The following is a 22,473-nucleotide window of genomic DNA, read 5'->3' as shown; positions in this document are numbered from 1 at the left end:
CACTGGACGCAGCAAGCTGCGCCGTTTAGCAAAACGTTATGGCGGGTTTAAATAATTTGTATATCGTTCTAGAGTTCGTCAGAATTTGAGAGTACGAAGTTTAGTAAGTGCAATCGTCGATAAAGAACAAATAGTTTCACTTGGTACAAGAGTCTAGCGAAGTGGTTACAATAGAAAGTATTGGAATAAGGTGAGTCTAAAACCATTCGTTCCTTGGCTCACCGTTTAAGATTCCACTGCGAAACAAAAATGGGTAGTTCGCATCTTCAAGGCTCCATCAAGAAAGTGCGAATTGTAAGAATAGTAGTTTATACTGGTTGGGTTTTTAATAGGCTAAAGTTTCGCGTTCGCTCCACAAAGAGCGTTGTAGGAAATAAGTGCCACCCAGCTCATAACAAATCGCTGCACTCGGACGCATATTGCTACGCTCGTTTTTATGTATGTCGCGGTGCTCCATTTTACATAAAAACGCTCTCCGCAATATGCGCCGGTGAGCTCGGCGTTATAAGGCGCTCGTAGTTGGTTGTAAAGTTTTTACGTGTTTCAATTGAACTCTGAGTTTTTCTGAGAGTTTTGTTGAATCACCTTTAAGTTAAAAGGCGCCTGTCGGCCGCCATAGCTTGAGGTTAAGAGTGTTCGTTCTCGGTGCAAGTTATACCAGCCAAACTAAATTGTTAAAGAGCAACAATATAATTTGGCTTAGTCAACCAGTTTGTTGCTCGTTGTTTGGCTTCGTTCCAACCATCTTTGCGTCGGCCAAGTCAAAATATTGAAGTAGCGTCTTTGAGTAAGGTGTTGTGGTAATCACTAGGAAGTTCGGTGCGATTCCGCTTATAACAAATTACTTAAACATCGTTCCGGCCAAAATACGGCCTCCACTGGACGCAGCAAGCTGCGCCGTTTAGCAAAACGTTATGTATCGTCAGATAATAGTTATTAATTGTAAATGTAAGGGATTTGAGTAATGGTTAAATACATCCTAATTGCGGTTGTTCTTGTCGCGGGTTACTTTCTTTTTATTAAAGATTCATATCCCAGTGATATATACTTTCAGGGCATTGAGTTGAGCTCTAAGCAAGATAATAATGATAGCCTAAACAAGGAAATCGACATATTTAGTTATAGGGATAGCTCTAATCATCATGTCCTATTACTAGCATTAGTAAATGATTCAGCCACAGTTACCGTGGAAGGGATTACAAGTCAATATTTAGCGAGATTTGAATCCCAGGGGCTAAAATTCAAAAAGGAAGGTTCTCGGCACCTAGGACTAATGTCAGACACTGTGATGTATATAGCAACGGCTAAAAACATGAACGCCCTTATTGCCTATACCGTAAAGGGAGGTGGATCTTCTCCTAGAAGTGTGGGGGAAGCCTCTGCCATATTCTCCGATTTAGAAAACTTTTCACTTTAAGCTAAATGAGTGAATAAAATCACATAACAAATAACTCCACCGGAAAAATTAAAGCGTCGTTCGTTTCACTCTCTATGCTTTATTTTTCCGGTGAGTAAAGCGTTACTTGTCTAATCTAAAAAGTTTGGTGTGTAGTTAAGTTTCAGTAGGGTGTTCCTAAATTCGTTACCCTCCATCAAGTTTAGGTAAGCCACCTTTGGTCGCTTACAACGTGCTTCGTAAAAGGCAGATTTGGTAATCAGGTAAAGCTTCGTTGCAAAAAAGCGCAACCAAGCTTTACCTAGCAAAGGGAAATTGCGGCTTATTCCTCCCGTTCGTTCCTTTCTGTTGGTTGCCATAATCACTTGTTGTTTTGGGTCAATTTTATGCCTTCTGTTTTGGCTATCCCACGGTTATAGTTGGGTCTAACCAAAGCTTCAGGCTTTTTAACCGCATAGCGTAAATCTCGGGGGCTTGCCCCCGAGCTGGATAGCGTACAATGGCTTTAGCCATTGTGGGGTAGCCAACTTATGGAGTTACGTCGAAATACTCATCATGTGTATAGAATAATGTATCACTTTGTATGGATACCAAAATATAGGCATAAAGTTTTTGAAGAACCATTTCGAGCAGATTTGAAAGCCATTATCCAGAAGATCGGATATGACTACGATATAGAAATTGTGGAGCTTGAGATTCCAGTAGATCATATACATATGGTTGTAAGAGCTGAGCCTAAAGATTCACCATCAAGTATTATGCAGAAAATCAAAAGCTTATCGGCAAGAGAGTTTTTTCGAATACACCCACAAATAAGGCATAAATATTTCTGGGGTGGCAAATTGTGGACTCAAAGCTACTTTGTCGAAACGATCGGAAATGCGAGTGAAAAAGTCATTCGCGAGTATATTAAGAATCAACTTGAAGCTATGAATAAAGGTGAAGAAAACAGTAAGCAGCTGGGGCTCTTCTAAAAACTCGGTCGCTTGCGGCCGAGTTTTTTATACAAATAAAGCAATTGGCGTAGCAGTGTAGTTCAAAGCGAGTAGGTGTTTGGTACAAGTAACAAACCAAGCCAGAAGGACTTACTTTGCTGTCGCTTCGCTCCAAAACGCAAAGTAAGCCTCTGCTTGGGGCGTTAGAGCTACACATGAAAATTTGGCCAGCTATTAAAATCATCTTGATTATCGTCGCCTCGGTTGGAGCGATGTTTGATACATCGTACTCCGAGGTTGGGGATGAGATTGGGTGGGACCCGGTCATTGTCGGGCTGTTGTTTTTCCCATGCATAGTTGTTGCTGGATTGCTTATATTAAAAATTATCCTTAGGAAGAAGTTGGAAATCCAGCTTTCAAGCTGGGAATCAAACCCGCTGGACTTCTCACACCCAGAGCACTTCTTTCAGTTTGCGGCGGTAGTTTTGGTGGTGAGTGGCATTTGTGGTTTGATAGCTGCGTACTTTCGTTCGGGAGGGTTGACCCCAGTACTTCTCTCCCCGGTGGCAATGGGTGTTGGGGTTTTACTTGGAATATGGATATTGAAGGTTGCTTATGTTGCGCAACAATAAAGCTCTAACAAAAACAGGCAAGGCGACGCCAAAAAGCGGCGCGCTTGCTGTTGGCGTTATAAGCGCTCGTATTTGGTTGAAAAATGTTTACGTGTTTCAATTGAGCGCAGAGGCGCCTGAGGGTTTCGTGGAACCACTTTTAGGCTAAAAGGCAGCCTGTCGGCCGCCATAGTTTGATGTTAAGAGCGTTCGTTCCCGGTGCGAGTTATACCAGCCAAGCTAAATTGTTAAAGAACAACAATATAGTTTGGCTTAGTCAATAAGTTGTTGGTGGTTGTTTGACTTCGTTTCAACCATCTTTGCGTGGGCTAAGTCCAAATATTGAAGTATGGCATTCGAGTAAGGTATTGTGGTTCTCACTAGACAGTTCGGTGCGGTTCCGTTTATAACAAATTGCTTAAACATCGTTCCGGCCAAAAGACGGCCTCCACTGGACGCAGCACGCTGCGCCGTTTAGCAAAACGTTATGCAGAATCCGTAGGTTTTATTAAATTCTAGAAAAGGAGAATATCTATGAGTAAACCAATGGAAGTAAATTTTGGAAAACATAAATTGTGCTTCGAAAACCGAAAAGTAGTATTCGCTACAGCCGGTCTATTATTTATAGTGTTTTGCTGGGGTATTTACCAAGGGTTTAATGCTGGAGCTCAATATTTTGGCCAATAAGTAATAATCCAACCTAGCAATCGAAATATATCAAATCGGTTCTAAATGGGAATTGGTGTAACAGGTAGAGAAATTTGAAATTTATGCATAACAAACATTTCCAGTTGACGTTTTGTTCTGCGCTCATTTTTGTGCATTTGCTTCGCAAATTTTCGCACAAAAATACACTACAACCAAAACGCAACTGAACTGGGCGTTAAGTTTCTGGGAATATCGAAATAATCATGAAGATATTAAAAGCCATATATTTCATCGCGTCAGGAATATCACTTTTAGTAGTGTGTTGTGTAGTATTGGCTCTGATTTACTCATTTAGTCCTCTAGGAAAACCGGGTAAAAGAGATTCTGTGTTCGTACTTAACCACGGTAATATCGTAACCGAGCAAGATTACAAGTTAATTTACAGCGATCAGTCTCCACCAATTTTCAATGGCGATCATCTGGATTATTATTGTCTTCAACTTGAGAAGTTTGAATTCCAGAGACCTGAAGAAGGTAAATGGGTGTATGGGCAAGAAGATAACCATATCTTTAGCCAGGCTAGGGAGCTAGCTGCAAGTTCGGGGAAAATTGATAAATGTTTCGAAGGCGAGTCGAATCCAGAGTCACAAAATATAGCAGCAAAAATATGGTCTGTTGAATCTAATCGGAAGCATGTTGAAGGGGCAGTGGTTATTATGTATCACAAACTTACTAAGCGTGTCTTGTATGTCAGCTTTCAAACTTAACAATACGCTCAACCACCGTTCCAGCCGCAAAAACACGCGGCTTCCACTGGACAGCTTTTCCGGCGCTTCGCTTCTCCAAAGCTGCCGGTTAGCTCTGCGTTAGATTTAGGAATAGATAATGAATACCAAATACTGCAAGGACTGTATTAAAGAAATTGAAAAAGAGGCTAGTAAGTGCCCATATTGCCGAACGCCACAACTTGGAATAAATCGGATATTAAATTCACCGTTGATAAATATTCCACTATTCGTAATTTTCTTTTCTGTTGTATTCTGGGGTAGTAGCTATTTCGCAGATCGCCAAGATGTATATATGCCAAGTGGATTCGATATAACTGAAAACAATATTCAGCAAGCAATGGGCAAGTGTGCTCAAAAAATACAATTTCTTGGTGAAATATATAATTCAAATGCAGAGGCGTACGAAGATTTTCATTTCAATATCGAGGCATATGATGAAAAAGGAAAGTTAGTCGAAGCATTTGACGAAAAACACTATGGCTTAATCGTTCCAGCAAATACGAAGTTGAAGTTCAAACTAGAAAATAGTAAAAGTTCAATTGAGGAATTACCGTCAAAGTTCAAGGTGAAAGTTGTCAAAGCCACAAAGCGGGACATTTTGGCTTGATTTCCACTTTGGGGTGGCTGCGCCACTTTACCCCAAAGCTCCATTCCAGCCAAAATTCCGCTTATGTGCGGCGTTATAAGCGCTCGTGGTTGGTTGTAATGTTTTTACGTGTTTCAATTGAGTAACGAGCTTTCTGAGAGTTTTGTGGAACCTCTTTTAGGCTAAAAGGCCGCCTGTCGGCCGCCATAGTTTGAGGTTAAGAGTGTTCGTTCTCGGTGCGAGTTATACCAGCCAAACTAAATTGTTAAAGAACAACAATATAGTTTGGCTTAGTCAATCAGTTTGTTGTTGGCTGTTTGACTCCGTTCCAACCATCTTCGCGTGGGCTAAGTCCAAATATTGAAGTATGGTATTCGAGTAAGGTATTGTGGTCCTCACTAGAAAGTTCGGTACGGTTCCGCTTATAACAAATTACTTAAACATCGTTCCGGCCAAAAAGACGGCCTCCACTGGACGCAGCAAGCTGCGCCGTTTAGCAAAACGTTATAGCGGTCTTTAGCATTTTATATTTTTAGATGAGTCTCGAGTATCCCTTACCTTACTTCGTAGGGGCTTGCTCAAGCAGTTGGATCGTAAATCGCGAGATTCGGCATCGCTAACGTAGTTTCTTTATCGTTGGTGGTATTTAACTACGAGTCTTTTCCCGTTTGGATATTGTGCTGTTGCTCGGCTTTTGTCAGTAGTGGTAGTGTTTAGAGGGAAATGGCGTGCGGCGGTCTGGTCGTTATTGTCGGCGATAGCTTTGTTAGAGAAATGGGGACGGTTTGTAGGTATGAACGCTGCCTTGCTATAACAAAGTCATCAAACCTGACACTTTTTACTGCATTCCATGTTGTGCATGCCTGCGGCATAATCGCACAACATTACATTACGTAAAAAGTGCAGTTTATAACAACGTTAGTACTCAGGGGGAGCAATGCAGCAAGAAATATTGAATGAATTAGTAACAATTAAATACTTGCTCATAGGTATATTGTTCTCGACAGGGATACCTATGATAGCTGTAGTCGCATCTAAATTCATGGGTGTGCGTTTTCAGGATCAAACGAGGGGCGAAAATTCGGGGTGGTTTGCAGCCAGCTACTAGAAGATGGTGAGTACGATGAACTGGTCAAGTATTGTGAAGCAGAGTTAGCAAAACGCCCAAATTCCGCTATAGCTAACTACAATATTGGGCGAGCATTATATGAACAGAACAACTTTCATAGCGCAAAAGAATACTTTCTGAAAGCCAGAGAGCTGGACCCAACATGGGATAAAAAATTTATATCTCCATTTTTGGAAAAAATTGCAGCAAAGCACTAACAAATAAAGTCACCTGACACGAATTGCGGCGCGCCTTTTGGTGTTCGCGTCGCTCACAATACACCAAAAGGCACCCCACAATTCGTGCAGGTGCTTAAGGCGTTAGCATCAGAAACACATATGGATATATTTAGCTGGAAAGACCCCCTCACTTGGCCCAAATTTCTTGGAAAGAATGAGGCACTTGATCTAAATATTGACGAAGATTTAATGTGGCAGTTTTACAATAATTACGATTATATACGTGTATACCATGCTGCACGACCAACAGATCTGAACCTCTATTATAAAAATGGATTAAAGGTATCTAATTATCGAGAACTTGAGAAAGAGTTTTCCCGTAATATGAAAACAAACTTCGATATAGATATCACTAAAGAACACTTAGATTTAGCGCGCAAAGAAATAGGTGAATTTCATAATGGCCGGCTATTTGTGGTTTTGGACGATACAGATCTTCTAAACCATGCTGGACATTATGCAATTTATGGTAGTGAATATATTTGTGCTATAGCAAACAGAATATTTCACAAGTTCAAAGTGGGTGGGTCAAGATATCTAAAAGAAATAGGTACTCCAACAGTTTTTGAGTTGCTTCTGGGTATTAATCATATTAGCGAATACGACCTAAAACAGTTAGTTTGTCAGGTTAACAACTACATTCACTACGATGAAATAGCACTAAATATTGATTTTACGATAGAGCTTCAACGATCTTTGGATGGTTCATCTATAGTTCAACATTATCACCCCAAACGGGTGACAGACCTGTTTGAAAGAGGGTTAGCTTAAATGCTAACAAGGCGCTCCTTTTGACATTTTGGTCTACGTTTCGTGTTGTGCATGGCCTACGGCCATTTTCACACAACACTACACTTCAACCAAAATGCAAAAGAGCTTGGCGTTAAATGTCACATGAAATCAAGTCTTGTTATTGATAAAAATATTTTGAGTTACATGGATGAAGCTATATCTCTATGTAAAGATGAAAAGTATGTTCTTAGTGTTGTAAAGGGTGATATTGAAGAAAATCCACCGGGTAAATGGGTACTCACTATGATTCCAGAAAACATGTCTGATGAAATGGTCTTAGATGGTGAGGCAAGCCGGATAGAGATTGAAGGAAGAGAAATGACCGTTTATCCTATCACTCTAATTGGCGAGTTAGAAAATAAAAGACTATGTTGGGGAAGAGAGGAAATGGAGCTGGTGTCAATTGCATAGCTATAAATATTCAATCAGCCACTATCGTACACACATTTAACAAGTCGTGCCAGTCGGACAGTTTGTTCCGTGGCTCTTTTTGTGCATGCCGCTACGCTTGCACAAAACGCCACTCCACAAACTGCCACTGCACTCAGCGTTATAGCGGTCTTTAGCATTTTACATTTTTAGGTGAGTCTCAAGTATCCCTTACCTTACTTCGTAGGGGCTTGGCCAAGCAGTTGGATCGTAAATTGCGAGATTCTACATCGCTAACGTAGTTTCTTTATCGTTGGTGGTATTTAACTACGGGTCTTTGCCAGTTTGGATGTTGTGCTGTTGCTCGGCTTTTGTCAGTAGTGGTAGTGTTTAGAGGGGAATGGCGTGCGGCGGCCTGTTCGTTATTGTCGGCAAAGGCTCTGTTAGAAGAATGGGGAAAATTTGTAGGTATGAACGCTGCTTTGCTATAACAAAGTCATCAAACCTGACACTTTTTACTGCATTCCATGTTGTGCATGCCTGCGGCATAATCGCACAACATTACATTACGTAAAAAGTGCAGTTTATAACAACGTTATAAGCGCTCGTAGTTGGTTGTAAGGTTTTTACGTGTTTCAATTGAGCACTGAGTTTTCTGAGAGTTTTGTGTAATCACTTTTTAGCTAAAGGGCCGCCTGTCGGCCGCCAAAAGTTTGAGGTTAAGAGTGTTCGTTCTCGGTGCGGGTAATGCCAGCCAAACTAAATTGTTAAAGAACAACAATATAGATTGTCTTTGTAAATAATTTGTTGGTGGTTGTTTGACTTCGTTTCAACCATCTTTGCGTCGGCTAAGTCAAAATATTGAAGAAGGCTCTTTGAGTAAGGCATTGTGGTCCTCACTAGAAAGTTCGGTACGGTTCCGCTTATAACAAATTACTTAAACATCGTTCCGGCCGAAAAGACGGCCTCCACTGGACGCAGCAAGCTGCGCCGTTTAGCAAAACGTTGGGCTGTGAAAGTCAGGTGTTGAGACCTTTTCTATTACTTATTCTGCTTGTGGATATATACTGCTGGGAAGATGCTTAATTCTGTATTAAATTTTAAGGAAGTGAAATGAAATTATTTAAAGTTATCATATGTTATTTTGCTATTGCCATAATGGCTGGGTGTAGTAGCAATAACATTAAAAGTGATTATAGGCTAGAGGGGAGTAGTCCAAAGGGTGTCTTAATGGGTTCGGTTACATACAGTGGTATGCTCTCAAGGTATTCTATACTTTATAGTAAAATAGACTCAACTCAGTCTGGATCAGTTGGGGCAGGTAGCGGCTCTATGTTTTCAATACCTGATTCAAAAACTAGTGTATCTGGTTTCGGAGCCAAAGGTAGTGTTTTTGCCTTAGAGTTAGAGCCTGGAAAATACGTTTTCAATGGTTGGAGTATTAGTAGCTCATTTAGTGTTAGTAAGAAGGAAAGCTTTGCTGTAGAGGTGTTGGTTGAAGCAGGAAAGGCTATTTATTTGGGGGGCTTTCACTTTGATCAAACTAAGTCTGCGGGGCTCGTCGTGACAGGTGCAAATGTATTTTATGAGAATCAATATAAGCGAGACTTGCCGGCTCTTAAAAAGGCATTTCCTCTAGTTCCCGATATCACCACTACTAATTCAGTAGACGAAAAAACGCATATTAGTGGTGGTGAAGTTGGGGGCTTTGAAATATTATTAAAGGCCATCGGGAGTTCATTATAGAATAATAGGAATCTATACTTCCGTAGTATAGATTCCTATTATATTGACTATTTTACTCCGGCATGCCCAACAAAACGTTCAACCTCGCCAGCATAAACCCCGCTGGCTGGAACCTCCCCGTTCGAATTTTTTGTGCCTACGCTGCGCGCAGGGTATCACAAAAAATACAAACAGGTCGGTCCGGTTAACTCAGCGTTATAATCGGTCGTAGTTGGTTGTAAGGTTTTTTACGTTTTTCAATTGAGCGGTGAGGCCCCTGAGGGTTTCGTGGAACCACTTTTAGGCTAAAAGGCCGCCTGTCGGCCGCCATAGTTTGAGGTTAAGAGTGTTCGTTCTCGGTGCAAGTTATACCAGCCAAACTAAATTGTTAAAGAGCAACAATATAGCTTGGCTTAGTAAACAATTTGTTGGTGGTTGTTTGACTTCGTTTCAACCATCTTTGCGTCGGCTAAGTCAAAATATTGAAGAAGGGTCTTTGAGTAAGGTATTGTGGTCCTCACTAGAAAGTTCGGTACGGTTCCGCTTATAACAAATTACTTAAACATCGTTCCGGCCAAAAAGACGGCCTCCACTGGACGCAGCAAGCTGCGCCGTTTAGCAAAACGTTAAGGTAATAATGGTAGATAAAGTTTTCAGTCAGTTGGAACAATCCAAAGATTCATGGAGAGATATTCCGCTAAGTGTAAAGTGCATCACTACGCTCCCCTCATTCTTGATGTGGTTCGGAGCGATGATTTGGGTCGACAATCTATTTGTATGGATCCTAATGGCTGTTCTATCTGGTATACCTACTACGGCGCTTTATCAAATCTATGCAAATGTGAATATCAACATCCTAGATAAGCGGCCAAGTATTATTGGGCATCTCGTGTTCTTTTTATTGCAGGCGCTCTTAATTTGGGGAGTAATTTATGCTGCAAAAACACCTTAACAAGCACATGTTGTTCGCCGCTAAAGCGGCCGGACTCCTTACGCTACGCTTCAGTCACCGCAAATGTGGGCGTTATAACTAATTCGAGGATACGTTTTGAGGCTTCTACCCGATAGCTGGGCTAAATCCACACAACAGATTTTAGTTTTAGCGTTGATTTTTATAATTGCTTTATTCGGCATTAGCTTTTTTCCGCCATCGGAAGAAACAATAAATCCTCAGTATTTTCTCTGGTATGTCTACGGGCCAATACTTATTGTTGTTTATTCTTTGGCTATTACTTCCTTCTTGTTTAGTTGGGTTGTAATAATTAAGAAAAAAATGATTAAAGGGATTTCATACCTGGCTGTTTCTACTGGGTTGTGTTTATTTTGCATGGTGGTTTTACCGAATGTTTATCCGTTATAACAAGGCTATTAAACTCGTTCCGGCACTGCATGCCTCCACTGGACAGCCAAAACTGCGTTTTGTCTGCCGTTTATAGCGGCGTTACTTGTCTATTCAAAAAAGTTTGGTGTGTATTTAAGTTTCAGTAGGGTGTTCCTAAATTCGTCTCCCTCCATCAAGTTTAGGTAAGCCACCTTTGGTCGCTTACAACGTGCTTCGTAAAAGGCAGATTTGGTAATCCGGTAAAGCTTCGTTGCAAAAAATCGCAACCAAGCTTTACCTAGCAAAGGGAAATTGCGGCTTATTCCTCCCGTTCGTTCCTTTCTGTTGGTTGCCATAATCACTTGTTGTTTTGGGTCAATTTTATGCCTTCTGTTTTGGCTATCCCACGGTTATAGTTGGGTCTAACCAAAGCTTCAGGCTTTTTAAACAAATAAAGCAATTGGCGTAACAGCGTAGTTCAAAGCGAGTAGGTGTTTGGTACAAGTAACAAACCAAGTCAGTAGGACTTACTTTGCCGTCGCTTCGCTCCAAAACGCAAAGTAAGCCTCTGCTTGGGGCGTTAGGCATATCGGGGTAATGCTCAATGAATGAAGAAAAAGAAGTATATTCGGTACCCCGGTTTTTATCCTTTATAGATTTAGCTTATCTTTATGAAGGGCTAAAAGTAGTCGATCAGCACTTTCAATGCGAAATAGATAAAGCAGAAGATAAAGACAAGATCGGAAATTTAAACGCGACGTGTCAAAGCCTTTATAGATCTGCATTTATCTCGCTGTGTTCAACATTGGAGCAAAATCTTGATGAATTGGCTCATATGGCGAAAGAGAAACAAGAGGCCAGTTTATCTCCAGGTGACTTAAAAGATCGCGGAATAAAACGGTCTGTATCATACGCAAATAAAGTTCTGGGGTTTTCGATAGATATAAATCAGAAGCACTGGAAAGATACTTACGTACTGTATGACCTAAGAAATCATCTAGTACACTACGGGCCGGTGTTTTCAGGTTCAAATAAGCATTTGAATTTATATAACAGACTAAAAAATTCTGAGTATGTTTCGTTTAAGTCGATACCAGTATTTACGCTGGACCACATCGAGAAGATAATCAACACTTTTATGTTGTGTATTGATGATTTCGGTGGTAGGAGGGGCAATGCCTAACAGGTTTGTGCAGCCGACGTTTTGGTCTTCGCTCCTTTTTGTGCATGGCCTTCGGCCATCTTTGCCCAAAAATCCACTACAACCAAAACGTGGCTGACAAAAGCGTTAGGGCAACCTTAGAGAACGAGTAATGATTAGAATTCTAGCGTTGATTGGTGTTGTTCTTTCTGGTGTATGGTTTTTTGCAGAGAATGGTTATGAACCGATAATTACATGTATCGCAAGTTTGATAACTTTAGTAGGGGCTCAGCTTTCCAGCCATAAAACTGAGAGTTCCTTTGAGGAAGACCCTCGAGTAGAGATTGGGGGATGTCTACTGCAAAAATTGTGGAGTGTCTCCAAAAGAATCAACAGAGTGTTTTTCGATTGTTGGGCATGATTTTGTTCCTTTAGAGTTTCCTGTTTACTGTACTGCATGTGGTGCCGTACCGGGTAGGAAAACGAGTTGTAGTGGCGGGCTGCAAATTGATAATTGCCACACATTTGAACTTTGGAAAGATGAGAGTCTTTATTGTAAGAGTTGTGGCGCAGTACCTGGTAAGCGTTCAGCGTTCAGCGTTCAGCGTGTAGCGAATTAGATTTGGAGCATTCCTTTGTCAGTGCACGTAAGCCCTAACAAGTGTAGTCACCTGACACAAATTGCTGCGCGCCTTTTTGTGTTTTCGCTACGCTCAATTATACACAAACGGCACTCCACAATTCGTGCAGGTGCTACAGGCGTTAGGCAATCATGAAGAATCAAAATGTATCTCCAGTTGGTTGGTATGTCGGATCATACCTAATTCGATTTATTGAACTCAATGAAGAAGATAACGATGATCTCGAAAAGAGGTTTCTATCATGGGAAAATACTATAATCGTTCGCGCTTCAGATCTGGATGAAGCATATGATAAAGTGGTTAAAGAAGCACAGTTAGGCACAAATCCATATAAAGGAGGCCCTGATGGAGTTCCAGTACAATGGGTTCTAGAGGGTGTTACTAATTTGTTGCCCATATATGAAGAATTGGAAGATGGGGCCGAGATTATGTGGTCTGAATATAATCCCAAAAAGCTGAAAAACATCAGAAATTTGGTTACACCAAAAGGCGAGTTTAAACAATAAAATTGCCGAGTTATCAAGAGCCTGACAAACGCTTGCAGACTGACGCCAAATGCTACGCCGTTTTTGCGTTACTCGCTGCGCTCAAACAATAACACAAAAACCGCTCCGCATTCGGCGCAACTGAAGCGGGCGTTAAGCTTCAATATGAATGTATCCAATGAAAAAAAGGTTCGGCCAAAATTCCTAGCAGGAATGCTATTGATCTTGAGCTTGGCTTTATTGTTCGGGGGTTGGCATACTATTGGGTTGTGGATGCCTATGGTCGTTGCGTCATTAATTCTAACGACTACGAAAAACAATAATGTAGTTAGTATGTATCCAGCTCGTGTATATCAAGTTGCATCTTTAGTGCTTTTCATTGTGGGCTCAATTGCAATAGCTTTATTTGGCGTGGCAATGTCGGTAAGTTGGTTTATAGCCGCCATTATTTTTTCAGTATCATTCAGAGTCGTACGCATTCTATTGGGTCTTATCGGTTTTGCAGGGTTGGTTACAAATGCTTAACAAGGCCATCTTGCCTCGTTCGCTTCGCTCTCTGGACCTTCTTTCGGCGCTTCGCGCCTACACTACGGCCGCAAATGGCGACGTTATAAGCGCTCGTAGTTAGTTGTAAAGTTTTTACGTGTTTCAATTGAGCAACGAGCTTTCTGAGAGCTTTGTGTAATCACTTTTAACCTAAAGGGCCGCCTGTAGGCCGCCACAGTTTGAGGTTAAGAGTGTTCGTTCTAGGTGCGAGTTATACCAGCCAAACTAAATCGTTAAAGAACAACAATATAGTTTGGCTTAGTCAATCAGTTTGTTGTTGGCTGTTTGATTCCGTTCCAACCATCTTCGCGTGGGCTAAGTCCAAATATTGAAGTATGGTATTCGAGTAAGGTATTGTGGTCCTCACTAGAAAGTTCGGTACGGTTCCGCTTATAACAAATTACTTAAACATCGTTCCGGCCAAAAAGACGGCCTCCACTGGACGCAGCAAGCTGCGCCGTTTAGCAAAACGTTAGGGCGGGTTTAAATAATTTATTTGTGGTTCCAGAATCTTTTCTAATTTGAGAGTTCGCAGTTTAGTAAGTGCAATCGTCGAGAAAGAACAAATAGTTTCACTCGGCGCAAGAAAGTAGCCAAGTGGTTCCAATAGAAAGCATTGGAATAAGGTGAGTCTAAAACTATTCGTTCCTTGGCTCACCGTTTAAGATTCCACTGCGAAAAGAAAATGGGTGACTCGCATCTTCAAAGCTCCATCAAGAAGGTACGTATTACAAGAATTGTAGTTTAAACTGGTTGGGTTTTTTTCGGGGTATTGGTTTCGCTAAAGCTCCACAAAGAGCGCTGTAGAGAATAAGTGCCACCCAGCTCCATAACAAATCGCTGCACTCGGACGCATATTGCTACGCTCGTTTTTATGTATGTCGCGGTGCTCCATTTTACATAAAAACGCTCTCCGCAATATGCGCCGGTGAGCTCGGCGTTACACACTATGTAGTAGAGCTATATGGCAACGATTAGTAGAACAAAAGCCACTCTTCGTATAATTGGAGATGATTTACTACCTGCTGACATATCAGCATCGCTTGGGTGTATGCCTTCTAATGGGCAGCAAAAAGGTGAGGAGGTAAAGCTACCTTCCGGTAAAATTCGAGTAGCAAAATCTGGAATGTGGCGTATTTTCGCAACGGAGAAAATCCCAGGAGATCTAGATCTACAAATAACTGAAATTTCGGATAAACTAACTGACGATTTAGGAGTGTGGAATACTCTGACTAAGAAGTATCGAGTAGATTTATTCTGCGGAATTTTCATGGAGAGAGATATGGAAGGTATTAGTTTAAGTCCAGAATCATTGCTTAAATTGGGTGAGCGAAAAATACTTTTAGATTTGGATATTTATGGCCCTGATGACGAAGATGAAAATGTGTAACAAAGCCATCAATTTGACCGCCTTACGCTGCGCTTCAGGCGGCAAATTATGGCGGCGTTACATTTAATTTAACCTAGGAGTAGAAATTGAAAAGAATATTTATTTTGCCAATCATTATCTTATTTGTTGGTTGCGCATCAGTGACACCTAAAGGTGAATTATTCAAAATTCACGAGGATCCAGGTGCCTCAGAGTCAGTTGTATATTTCTACGTTCCCGAAAAGGAGTTTGGGTCTACTGCGTGTATAATTGTAACTGTTAATGAGGAGGAACGTGGTTGTATAGGGAATCCTGGATATGTCAAAGTTGTGCTAAGTCCAGGTGAACACTCCTTTTCATTTCGTCCAGATGCCATGATTGATCTAGGTGTAGAAATGAGAAAGTTCACGTCCAGTTTCAATGGCGGGAGCGTGTATTACCTTGAGTCTAGAAAGGTTGAGACTCAAGAGGATAAATATAACGCTCTACAAATGAGTTATGTAAATATATTTGGTGGTTACACTGTTGGTTGGGTCTTAGTCCCCGAGGAAGAAGCGCTTAAAAAGCTATCGATATTAAGAGACTGGTAGTAACCAAATCGCTGCACTCGGACGCATATTGCTACGCTCGTTTTTATGTATGTCGCGGTGCTCTATTTTACATAAAAACGCTCTCCGCAATATGCGCCGGTGAGCTCGGCGTTATAAGGAAACAAGTATGAAGCACATTATTTTTTCAATTTTGATTTTGTCGGGTATGGCGGTTGGTGCCGAGATAAAATCCCCTCCACCAGTGAATCTTTTACTTTTACCAGAATCGAAGGTTTATGAAGGGGAGCCGATAACTGGGCATCATAGAAGCAAGAAATATTGTTACAACGTAGGTAGCGTTTTTGTGGTTTTTTCTGAAAATGTTGTCGGAGAAGGGTATTCTTTCTATTCCATATCACCGGAGTTAAATTGCAGGCGCGCATCGAGTAAAGTAAGTACAAGTAACTCCATGGGATTACGTATTGGTCTAAATGCAGCTAATGCATCTTCCTTGCTGGGAGTAGAGCTGATTGAAGGGAAAAATGAGATCGTTTGGCTCTATCAGAGACCAATAAATAATCAGGCTTTCTATGATTAAACTATATTAGAAGTATCGGTTGAGAAAGGCACAATTATTGATCTCTCAGTTTTTAATACAGTAACGAATTAAATGTATAACAAACTCAGTCAGCAGGACCTACGTTCCGGTGTTTTTTATATGTCTTAACGCTTACGCTAACATATAAAATCCACCTCCACTACGGCCGCTGCTGCAGGGCGTTAGGGTTCCAAATGAAATATATCTTCGCAATATTCCTAATACTATTTGCAAGCTATAGCATTACGGAAAAAAAGTCCGTGCCAGTCTATGGATACGTACGCGATGGTAATTTTCATCCAGTCTTGTCGGTTGAAAATAATCAGTTCAAAGTTTTAGCTGGCTCGCATTCAAGCATTCCAAAAGGTATCGAGCCATTGTTTATAAGGGATTCCGTTAATACTCTTGAGATATCGGGCTCTGAAAATTATCAGGATGTTTTAGGAGAAGATAAGGTAGGAACGCTAGGAAAAATATCTAGCGAGGAAAAACCGGATACATTTTTTTATAAAAGTATTGATAGCGCTGCTGTTAATTCAAGTAATAATCAATCTAAAAATATGAGCTTCTATAGTTTCTTTTCAAGAAATGAGTGGGGGCGTCATTTTATAAACAAGAATCAACTGTCTCTATCGCTTGAGAATATTGCTAAGGAATCGGGTGTGTTTATCCACGCTATAACTGATATTGATGAAAATGGCAGGAATGAAGTTTGGGTTTCTTACAAATTAATGTATGGTGAGATTGGAGCAATGATCTACCAAGAAGAAGAAAAAGAAGAATGGAAATTATTGGTGAATCACTGCTTTTGGTGTGATTAGCATTTTACATTTTTAGGTGAACCTCAATTCCGTGTTGCCCACAATTAGTAGCCAGCAAAACGCGAATGGTAAGGGCTAGTCATTGTGCACATTTTTATGAGATAAGTTGGCCAGCATCCGCTGCGCGATACGCTGAAAATCAGCTTCGTCTTGCGGAGATAATCCCGCCAATATAGTGCGTTCTAGCTCGTGTTCAAGCAGGTTTATTTTGTCTTGCAGCTGGCTGCCACTTTCCGACAGGGTCAAAATCTGGCTGCGCTTGTCTTGGCTACAGGCTTGCTTCTCAAGCCAACCTTTGCCTATCATTTCTTTCACTAATCGAGCTATTTGAGCCTTGTCTCGCCCCATATTTTTTACGATACAATTGGCCGTACACTCCTGGGTATTGGCAATCACATGTAAACAACGTACATGCATACCATTTAAACCCAGCTCGCTAGCGTTGACCGCCGCTCTGATTTCGACACGGTAAAACTGCGAAAGGCTGAGAATATATTCTCGTAATGTCATTTATGTCTCCTAAATAGCCGCCACATGGTTGACAATGTCAACCATGTGGGTATTATTGACTTTATCAACTATATTTGCCAATCACAAGTCGTTATGCGGCTTGATGAATAAGCGCTTTGTATTAACTGGTTCAGAACTAGGCGATTTTCCATCCGGTCATGATGGTGTCCATGTCAACGTCGTATTGCCTGAACCAAGAAGTGCCCTACCGAATTTAGATATCAACAGTGCTAAAACTGCCTTGAACCGCTCTTATGCCCTTCGCGCGTTTGAGCCGACTCGCCAAAAATTGGCTATCGATTCTGTGGTAAATCGCCATGAAGCGCCAGCGGCCAATCGGGCTCCGCACGCGTTAGATATAGCTGGTTCTGGTGCGCGCAAATTAACTGATTTTAGTGCTGACAGTTATTTGTTGGTTGGTGAATAGAAGATGCAGGCCCCGCCGATATTGCGGCTGCGTGGCGAGTTTTTTCACGGAAATGCCTACAACAGTCAGATATTTATTGGGTTAGAAACCAGTTAATTCATAGCGGTAAAAAGCATGCTACTGAGAAAACTAACGTGCAGTCGTTATGAGCACCTGTGACGCTGCTTATTGGAAAATGTATGGATGCTGACCGATTCAATTCTGATGAAAAACGAAACCCACTATGATAGTGATTTTACTTTACTTAATTACACCACGAGTAGATTTTGAAACCTAATAACAGCCATGTAAAAATTGCAACAATATTGGCCATGACAATGGCTTTAGGCCCACTAGCCTTGGATACCTACCTACCGGCCTTTCCTGTTATAGCTGAAAGCCTCCGTGTTTCCGTTCATCAAGTGTCACTAACCATATCTATTTACATCTTCTTTTTGGCATTTGGACAACTTTGCGGTGGTCCCCTATCCGACCATTTCGGCCGTAGTCGAATCATGTTGCTCGGCATGAGTATATTTTCCATCGCCAGCTTTCTGTTGGCAGGTGCAGACACTTTGATTGAATTTTTGCTGCTGAGAATACTGCAGGCCTTCGGCGGCGGATGGGCGATAGTGACAGTGCCTGCCTTGGTGCGTGATCGCTTGTCAGGAAAAGAAGCCGCCAAATTTTTTAGCTTAATTGGTTTGTTGATGGTGTTAGCACCAGCACTTGCGCCCAATATTGGTGCATTAATAGTTAGCTTTATTGGCTGGCCTACAATATTTATCTTTCTGGGTGGTTACTCATTACTGGTGATTGTTTTATTAAAACTACTGGTTTTCAAGCATTACCAAACGACCCCTCAATTGGGGAAAGTCAGTGCGTTGCAGCGCTATAAAGAAGTGATGTCGAATAAATCCGCAATGCGTCTGTTATTTGTCGGCGCTCTCGCGTTTTCGGTGTTGATGTTATTTATCACTCACTCTTCATTTATTTATCAGCAACATTTTGGTGTTGGACCCCAACTTTTTTCAATTCTTTTTTCCGCTAATGTGGCGCTGATGATGTTGATGAATATCGCTAACCGTCGGCTACTTAACCATTTTCCACCTGAGCTCATTTTGAAGTTGAGTTTAACTCTGCAACTTATAGCGGCACTAATATTATTGCTGGTTAGCATATTCCAGCCACAACTCAGGTTATTTGTAGCCGCGATGGTATTAACCATAGGGGTAATGGGGGCGATTTCACCAAATATTCAAGCTTGTTACATGGACCATTTTAGTAAAAATGGTGGAACCGCGGCTGCTTTGATGGGGGCAACGCAGTTTTCAGTAGCTGGGCTGATCTCAGCCGCATCGACATTGTTACCGGAAACTATTGGTTCCATTGTTATGGCAATGGCTTTTTGTTCTTTAGTCTGTGTTATTTTGATTTGGACTAAACGTCACTAGGGGAACGCAATAAACAATACAATTTGGGTACCAAAAAGTAGACGCACTAAAAAATTCTGTTGATTAACGCTGTTTTCTTGCTTGTTTTTAGCTGTGACTGTACTCGATGAATTTTCTGACAAGACCAATTCGAGCGGTTGTCATGCAATGAAAAGGACGCTCCTTTAGTGCTGAGTACGGCACTAAAATCCTCTGGTAATCTTCATGACCCAGCGTTTCGCCCACCAATAGCGAGCCTCTCATCTACTTTCTTACCAGATTATAGCGGAATAGCTATATAATGAAGCTGCTTCGATAGAACTGGGAAATACACAATCACCACAAAAGTGTCGCCGAAAGTTTGGGTTGCTGATATTTGGTCAAAACCCAGTAAATCGCTAAAAAATATCAAAGTATACTGACTTGCTAAAGTGGGTGTTTGAGGTGTTATTGGCTTTCCGCAAGGCTGTTAATTTGGGTTATATAGCGTCAACTGATAGCTTTTAGAGTCTAATTTCAATATTATCCAAAGACTCCGCGCTCAATTAGCAACTATTGGTTAAGTTAAAGATTATTCAATATTGAATATGCAATCAGATCCCAAAAAATTAGTAGGAAAAAATAGAAATTTAGTCCACTCCGAATTGTTGAAGGTTATATCACATATTCAACGAGAGCAGGGAGAGTGGGTTTTGCATACGGTAATGGTGGAGGGTTGTGATGTACCTTTTAGATTCAAGCGTAAGGACAATTACCAGAGTTTAAAAGGTGCCAGAGTGAATATGACTTATTACTCAGAGCAGGAAATTGTAGCCGGCATGACTTTTGAAATGATGAAAGTAGTACGTATAAAAAAAGGGTGATCTATGTGGTAGTGGGCATCCTTCGTGTGTAACACAACTACATATTCCGGGATGTGTCCACACATAATGTATGGTCCGGATTTTCAGCATATGGAACCTTTAAATATAAAGGGTCAGGGTCGTTGGTTCTTCTATCGTACCGCTATCACTTACTGAGTTAATCTCACCGTAATTAGCGCGGTTTGATAGTAATGTGCTTTTTAACCTTTTTATTGCCCCAAGGAAATCCGTCTGCACTGGCTTCTTTATTAGAGACTTTTGGTTTTTTTTCCGCGTCATACGAATTTTTTTTACTTGAGACTTTGTTGCCGTCGCTCGTGCTATTTTTGTTCTTAGATTTTGACGGCGTATTTTTTTTTCTTTGTCGGGTCTCATCTATTGTCGATTCAGTATCCGGGCGCTTGTTTTTTGGAACGTAATTCAAAATAGAAATGGGCACCATTTTTCTGGGTGCGAACTCTTCTAAATCTCGGCGTTCAATAATATGGTCCAAACGACTTTCAATAGCGCAAAGTGCATTAAAGTCATCTTTTGATACCAGTGAAACCGCTTCGCCTTTTGCGCCCGCACGACCGGTGCGGCCAATACGGTGAATGTATTCGTCAACTTCGTTGGGTAAATCGTAATTGACAACACGATCTAGAGCGTCGATATCCAGCCCGCGAGCTGCCACACCTGTTGCGACTAGCAAACCACATTTTCCCGATTTGAAATCGGCCAGAATTTCACTGCGAACCGATTGGCTGCGATCGCCGTGAATATAGTCTGCGGTTATGCCGCGTTTTGCCAGCTGCTCCACCAATTTAACGGCACCATGTTTGGTGCGAATAAAAATAAGCGCCTGCTGCCATTGATGCGATTGGATTAGGTGGCTTAACAGCGCCGACTTTTTATCTTTATCGACCGTTACCAGCCACTGTGAAATGTCGGGCTTATTAACGTCGTCGCCCGCTAAGGATATTTCGATTGCGTGAAAAATCGTTGTTTTGATAAGTTGCTTAACCGATGCCGACATGGTTGCTGAAAACAGTAAGTTTTGACGTTCTGCTGGCAAGCGCTCGATAATTTTATTGATGTCAGCGATAAAACCCATGTCGAGCATACGATCGGCTTCATCCAATACCACATACTCAAGCTCATCGAAATGTAGCGCGCGCTGATGCGCCATATCAAGCAACCTGCCCGGCGTTGCCACGACAATATCCACGCCATCGATCAATTGTTGCTTCTGGCTTGCCATATCACTGCCGCCATACATGGCTAAGCAGCTGATGTCCGAATGGCGAGCATAGCGCTCAACATCATCGGCAACCTGTACGGCAAGCTCGCGGGTAGGTACCAAAACCAACGCTCGAATACGCTTACCTCGCAGCTTACGGCCTGCGATGCGATCAATGATGGGCAGTACAAAACCGGCGGTTTTACCGGTGCCTGTTTGGGCGGTAGCAATCAAATCTTTGCCCGCCAGAATAACGGGGATGGCACGTTCTTGAATGGGGGTAGGCGTTACATAACCTTGGTCGGCAATGGCTTGCAACAATGACGAACTTAAACCAAGCTTTGAAAACGACATATAACACCTTAAAATAAGTTCGAAAACAAAAAAACCGCCAAATAAGCGGCGGGGTACGCCTACTATAGCAGGGTTGGAGTGAATCGCCGTAGAATACAGCGATGTAGCGTCATTCAAGTGCATCATTGGGGTGGAATAGACGAAATACTTGATGGTCTTTACAGAAAGCCGCAATAGCCGGCTCTTGAGGTGCAGGCAATAGGTTGGGGTCCAGGCACACACTGTAGCTATACTTGTGGCGGAAATGCTGTCTGGTAATTTTATCTATGTCATGGAAGCTTGGGTGCGAATAGCAAAGAAAGCTGATATGGGAGATTTGTATGAAATCTATTATCATTAATCTGTTGAGCCAAATATGGGATTTGATCCATGTACAGTGAGCATACAATGGCAAGGGTAAAAAGCACATAAAAGATAACGCAATTTGGTTCATAAAGCATGGCTTGCTTGTGTACCTCGCTTATAATTATACGAGCAATCGCCGCATCGCTGTCCGCTTGGTAAAGCACTATGCGTAATCAGGGAATGAATATGATCGTGATTTTTGGAATCAAAGAAAAGCTTAATCCTATCAAGTCAAAGCTTTCTGATGTTATTCATAGTTCTATGCAGTCTGTATTGGGTATGCCCGAAGATAAGCGAGCACACCGGTTTATACCAATGGATAAGGAGGATTTCTATTATCCGGGGGGGCGTAGTGATGCGTACACCGTTATTGAAATAAATATGATGTCTGGTCGTAAAGTTGAAACTCAGAAGAATCTGATTAAATCACTTTTTAAAGACATTGAGCGTCAACTTTCGATTGCGCCAGTCGATATTGAAATTATTATCAAGGAGCAAGCTCCCCATCAGTGGGGGTTTCGGGGTATGACCGGCGATGAAGCTAATGATCTCAAGTATAAAATAAAGGTATAGAAAATACTAAAGCGTTTTTATAGCGACAGCTAGATGGGGCTCCGCAGGGTTGGTAAATCTGTACGTTGTTTACAGAAGCGTTAGATTAAAAAGAGATCGATAAGGGTTTGTGCTTCATAAC

Annotated in this window: 22 protein-coding genes; 20 read left to right on the top strand and 2 right to left on the bottom strand. The window is 41.6% G+C overall.

The window, feature by feature from the left end:
• Positions 1-964 precede the first annotated feature (964 nt).
• From H5715_RS14715 to H5715_RS14640, 16 genes are all read left to right on the top strand, one after another.
• Entirely contained in the window at positions 965-1,417 is a 453-nt protein-coding gene (locus H5715_RS14715) for a hypothetical protein (RefSeq protein ID WP_075186662.1), read from the top strand.
• Positions 1,418-1,926: 509 nt separating this feature from the next.
• Positions 1,927-2,370: an IS200/IS605 family transposase gene (gene tnpA / locus H5715_RS14710; RefSeq protein ID WP_185906545.1), complete on the top strand. Its 444-nt coding sequence runs from the start codon at positions 1,927-1,929 to the stop codon at positions 2,368-2,370.
• Positions 2,371-2,546: 176 nt separating this feature from the next.
• Positions 2,547-2,963 carry a hypothetical protein gene (locus tag H5715_RS14705; protein WP_185906544.1) on the top strand — a complete coding sequence of 139 codons (417 nt, stop codon included), beginning with the start codon at positions 2,547-2,549 and terminating at the stop codon, positions 2,961-2,963.
• Positions 2,964-3,853: 890 nt separating this feature from the next.
• The gene (locus tag H5715_RS14700) at positions 3,854-4,357 is read left to right on the top strand and encodes a hypothetical protein (protein WP_075184546.1); all 504 of its coding nucleotides are present in this window, start codon (positions 3,854-3,856) and stop codon (positions 4,355-4,357) included.
• Positions 4,358-4,475: 118 nt separating this feature from the next.
• Entirely contained in the window at positions 4,476-4,985 is a 510-nt protein-coding gene (locus tag H5715_RS14695) for an RING finger protein (protein WP_075184547.1), read from the top strand.
• A gap of 1,065 nt (positions 4,986-6,050) precedes the next feature.
• Positions 6,051-6,290 carry a tetratricopeptide repeat protein gene (locus H5715_RS20620; RefSeq protein WP_075185006.1) on the top strand — a complete coding sequence of 80 codons (240 nt, stop codon included), beginning with the start codon at positions 6,051-6,053 and terminating at the stop codon, positions 6,288-6,290.
• A 120-nt stretch (positions 6,291-6,410) separates the two neighbouring features.
• Entirely contained in the window at positions 6,411-7,082 is a 672-nt protein-coding gene (locus H5715_RS14685) for a hypothetical protein (RefSeq protein ID WP_075185005.1), read from the top strand.
• Positions 7,083-7,205: 123 nt separating this feature from the next.
• Positions 7,206-7,514 (top strand): hypothetical protein, encoded by a 309-nt coding sequence (locus H5715_RS14680; RefSeq protein ID WP_075185004.1) that lies wholly within the window; start codon positions 7,206-7,208, stop codon positions 7,512-7,514.
• A gap of 1,071 nt (positions 7,515-8,585) precedes the next feature.
• Positions 8,586-9,218, top strand: coding sequence for a hypothetical protein (locus H5715_RS14675; protein ID WP_075186116.1), 633 nt, complete (start codon positions 8,586-8,588; stop codon positions 9,216-9,218).
• Positions 9,219-11,122: 1,904 nt separating this feature from the next.
• A complete protein-coding gene (locus H5715_RS14670; RefSeq protein WP_075186170.1) occupies positions 11,123-11,701 on the top strand; it encodes a hypothetical protein in 579 nt (192 codons plus the stop codon).
• A 730-nt stretch (positions 11,702-12,431) separates the two neighbouring features.
• The gene (locus H5715_RS14665) at positions 12,432-12,806 is read left to right on the top strand and encodes a DUF4288 domain-containing protein (RefSeq protein WP_075187036.1); all 375 of its coding nucleotides are present in this window, start codon (positions 12,432-12,434) and stop codon (positions 12,804-12,806) included.
• Between the two features lie 144 nt (positions 12,807-12,950).
• Positions 12,951-13,310, top strand: coding sequence for a hypothetical protein (locus tag H5715_RS14660; RefSeq protein WP_075187035.1), 360 nt, complete (start codon positions 12,951-12,953; stop codon positions 13,308-13,310).
• Between the two features lie 985 nt (positions 13,311-14,295).
• On the top strand, positions 14,296-14,721 hold the full coding sequence (locus H5715_RS14655; protein WP_075187034.1) for a DUF4279 domain-containing protein: 426 nt from the start codon (positions 14,296-14,298) through the stop codon (positions 14,719-14,721).
• 86 nt (positions 14,722-14,807) lie between these two features.
• Complete coding sequence (locus H5715_RS14650; protein ID WP_075187033.1) at positions 14,808-15,290, top strand: DUF2846 domain-containing protein; 483 nt, start codon at positions 14,808-14,810, stop codon at positions 15,288-15,290.
• Positions 15,291-15,417: 127 nt separating this feature from the next.
• Positions 15,418-15,828 (top strand): hypothetical protein, encoded by a 411-nt coding sequence (locus H5715_RS14645; RefSeq protein WP_075187032.1) that lies wholly within the window; start codon positions 15,418-15,420, stop codon positions 15,826-15,828.
• Positions 15,829-16,022: 194 nt separating this feature from the next.
• Positions 16,023-16,649 (top strand): hypothetical protein, encoded by a 627-nt coding sequence (locus tag H5715_RS14640; RefSeq protein WP_075187031.1) that lies wholly within the window; start codon positions 16,023-16,025, stop codon positions 16,647-16,649.
• 75 nt (positions 16,650-16,724) lie between these two features.
• On the opposite strand, the gene H5715_RS14635 is transcribed toward H5715_RS14640, so the two are convergent.
• Positions 16,725-17,159, bottom strand: a complete 435-nt coding sequence (locus H5715_RS14635; RefSeq protein WP_075187030.1) for a MarR family winged helix-turn-helix transcriptional regulator — start codon at positions 17,157-17,159, stop codon at positions 16,725-16,727.
• A 34-nt stretch (positions 17,160-17,193) separates the two neighbouring features.
• On the opposite strand from H5715_RS14635, the gene H5715_RS14630 reads away from it, so the two are divergent.
• The 3 genes from H5715_RS14630 (at position 17,194) to H5715_RS14620 (ending at position 19,861) form a co-directional block, all read left to right on the top strand.
• Positions 17,194-17,586, top strand: a complete 393-nt coding sequence (locus tag H5715_RS14630) for a siderophore-interacting protein (protein WP_083608149.1) — start codon at positions 17,194-17,196, stop codon at positions 17,584-17,586.
• A 266-nt stretch (positions 17,587-17,852) separates the two neighbouring features.
• The gene (locus H5715_RS14625; protein ID WP_246434575.1) at positions 17,853-19,019 is read left to right on the top strand and encodes a multidrug effflux MFS transporter; all 1,167 of its coding nucleotides are present in this window, start codon (positions 17,853-17,855) and stop codon (positions 19,017-19,019) included.
• 566 nt (positions 19,020-19,585) lie between these two features.
• A complete protein-coding gene (locus H5715_RS14620; protein ID WP_075187027.1) occupies positions 19,586-19,861 on the top strand; it encodes a hypothetical protein in 276 nt (91 codons plus the stop codon).
• A gap of 172 nt (positions 19,862-20,033) precedes the next feature.
• Here H5715_RS14620 and H5715_RS14615 read toward each other — a convergent pair whose 3' ends face one another.
• Positions 20,034-21,434 carry a DEAD/DEAH box helicase gene (locus H5715_RS14615; RefSeq protein WP_075187026.1) on the bottom strand — a complete coding sequence of 467 codons (1,401 nt, stop codon included), beginning with the start codon at positions 21,432-21,434 and terminating at the stop codon, positions 20,034-20,036.
• Between the two features lie 510 nt (positions 21,435-21,944).
• Between H5715_RS14615 and H5715_RS14610 the strand changes: the two genes are divergently transcribed.
• On the top strand, positions 21,945-22,352 hold the full coding sequence (locus tag H5715_RS14610; protein ID WP_246434573.1) for a tautomerase family protein: 408 nt from the start codon (positions 21,945-21,947) through the stop codon (positions 22,350-22,352).
• Positions 22,353-22,473 lie beyond the last annotated feature (121 nt).

It is taken from the genome of Teredinibacter haidensis (genome assembly GCF_014211975.1).
GTDB classification, from domain to species: domain Bacteria; phylum Pseudomonadota; class Gammaproteobacteria; order Pseudomonadales; family Cellvibrionaceae; genus Teredinibacter; species Teredinibacter haidensis.
Note: the sequence above shows the minus strand (reverse complement) of the source record. Positions and strands in the feature narration are given on the sequence as shown.

What these genes read in the sequence shown, in the direction of transcription:
- H5715_RS14635 (WP_075187030.1), bottom strand. Translation starts at nt 17,159, where the DNA reads ATGACATTACGAGAATATATTCTCAGCCTTTCGCAGTTTTACCGTGTC.
- H5715_RS14685 (WP_075185005.1), top strand. Translation starts at nt 6,411, where the DNA reads ATGGATATATTTAGCTGGAAAGACCCCCTCACTTGGCCCAAATTTCTT.
- H5715_RS14665 (WP_075187036.1), top strand. Translation starts at nt 12,432, where the DNA reads ATGAAGAATCAAAATGTATCTCCAGTTGGTTGGTATGTCGGATCATAC.
- H5715_RS14715 (WP_075186662.1), top strand. Translation starts at nt 965, where the DNA reads ATGGTTAAATACATCCTAATTGCGGTTGTTCTTGTCGCGGGTTACTTT.
- H5715_RS14615 (WP_075187026.1), bottom strand. Translation starts at nt 21,434, where the DNA reads ATGTCGTTTTCAAAGCTTGGTTTAAGTTCGTCATTGTTGCAAGCCATT.
- tnpA (WP_185906545.1), top strand. Translation starts at nt 1,927, where the DNA reads ATGGAGTTACGTCGAAATACTCATCATGTGTATAGAATAATGTATCAC.
- H5715_RS14695 (WP_075184547.1), top strand. Translation starts at nt 4,476, where the DNA reads ATGAATACCAAATACTGCAAGGACTGTATTAAAGAAATTGAAAAAGAG.
- H5715_RS14670 (WP_075186170.1), top strand. Translation starts at nt 11,123, where the DNA reads ATGAATGAAGAAAAAGAAGTATATTCGGTACCCCGGTTTTTATCCTTT.
- H5715_RS14660 (WP_075187035.1), top strand. Translation starts at nt 12,951, where the DNA reads ATGAATGTATCCAATGAAAAAAAGGTTCGGCCAAAATTCCTAGCAGGA.
- H5715_RS14700 (WP_075184546.1), top strand. Translation starts at nt 3,854, where the DNA reads ATGAAGATATTAAAAGCCATATATTTCATCGCGTCAGGAATATCACTT.
- H5715_RS14655 (WP_075187034.1), top strand. Translation starts at nt 14,296, where the DNA reads ATGGCAACGATTAGTAGAACAAAAGCCACTCTTCGTATAATTGGAGAT.
- H5715_RS14630 (WP_083608149.1), top strand. Translation starts at nt 17,194, where the DNA reads ATGTCAACCATGTGGGTATTATTGACTTTATCAACTATATTTGCCAAT.
- H5715_RS14705 (WP_185906544.1), top strand. Translation starts at nt 2,547, where the DNA reads ATGAAAATTTGGCCAGCTATTAAAATCATCTTGATTATCGTCGCCTCG.
- H5715_RS14640 (WP_075187031.1), top strand. Translation starts at nt 16,023, where the DNA reads ATGAAATATATCTTCGCAATATTCCTAATACTATTTGCAAGCTATAGC.
- H5715_RS14645 (WP_075187032.1), top strand. Translation starts at nt 15,418, where the DNA reads ATGAAGCACATTATTTTTTCAATTTTGATTTTGTCGGGTATGGCGGTT.
- H5715_RS14675 (WP_075186116.1), top strand. Translation starts at nt 8,586, where the DNA reads ATGAAATTATTTAAAGTTATCATATGTTATTTTGCTATTGCCATAATG.
- H5715_RS14610 (WP_246434573.1), top strand. Translation starts at nt 21,945, where the DNA reads ATGCGTAATCAGGGAATGAATATGATCGTGATTTTTGGAATCAAAGAA.
- H5715_RS14620 (WP_075187027.1), top strand. Translation starts at nt 19,586, where the DNA reads ATGCAATCAGATCCCAAAAAATTAGTAGGAAAAAATAGAAATTTAGTC.
- H5715_RS14680 (WP_075185004.1), top strand. Translation starts at nt 7,206, where the DNA reads ATGAAATCAAGTCTTGTTATTGATAAAAATATTTTGAGTTACATGGAT.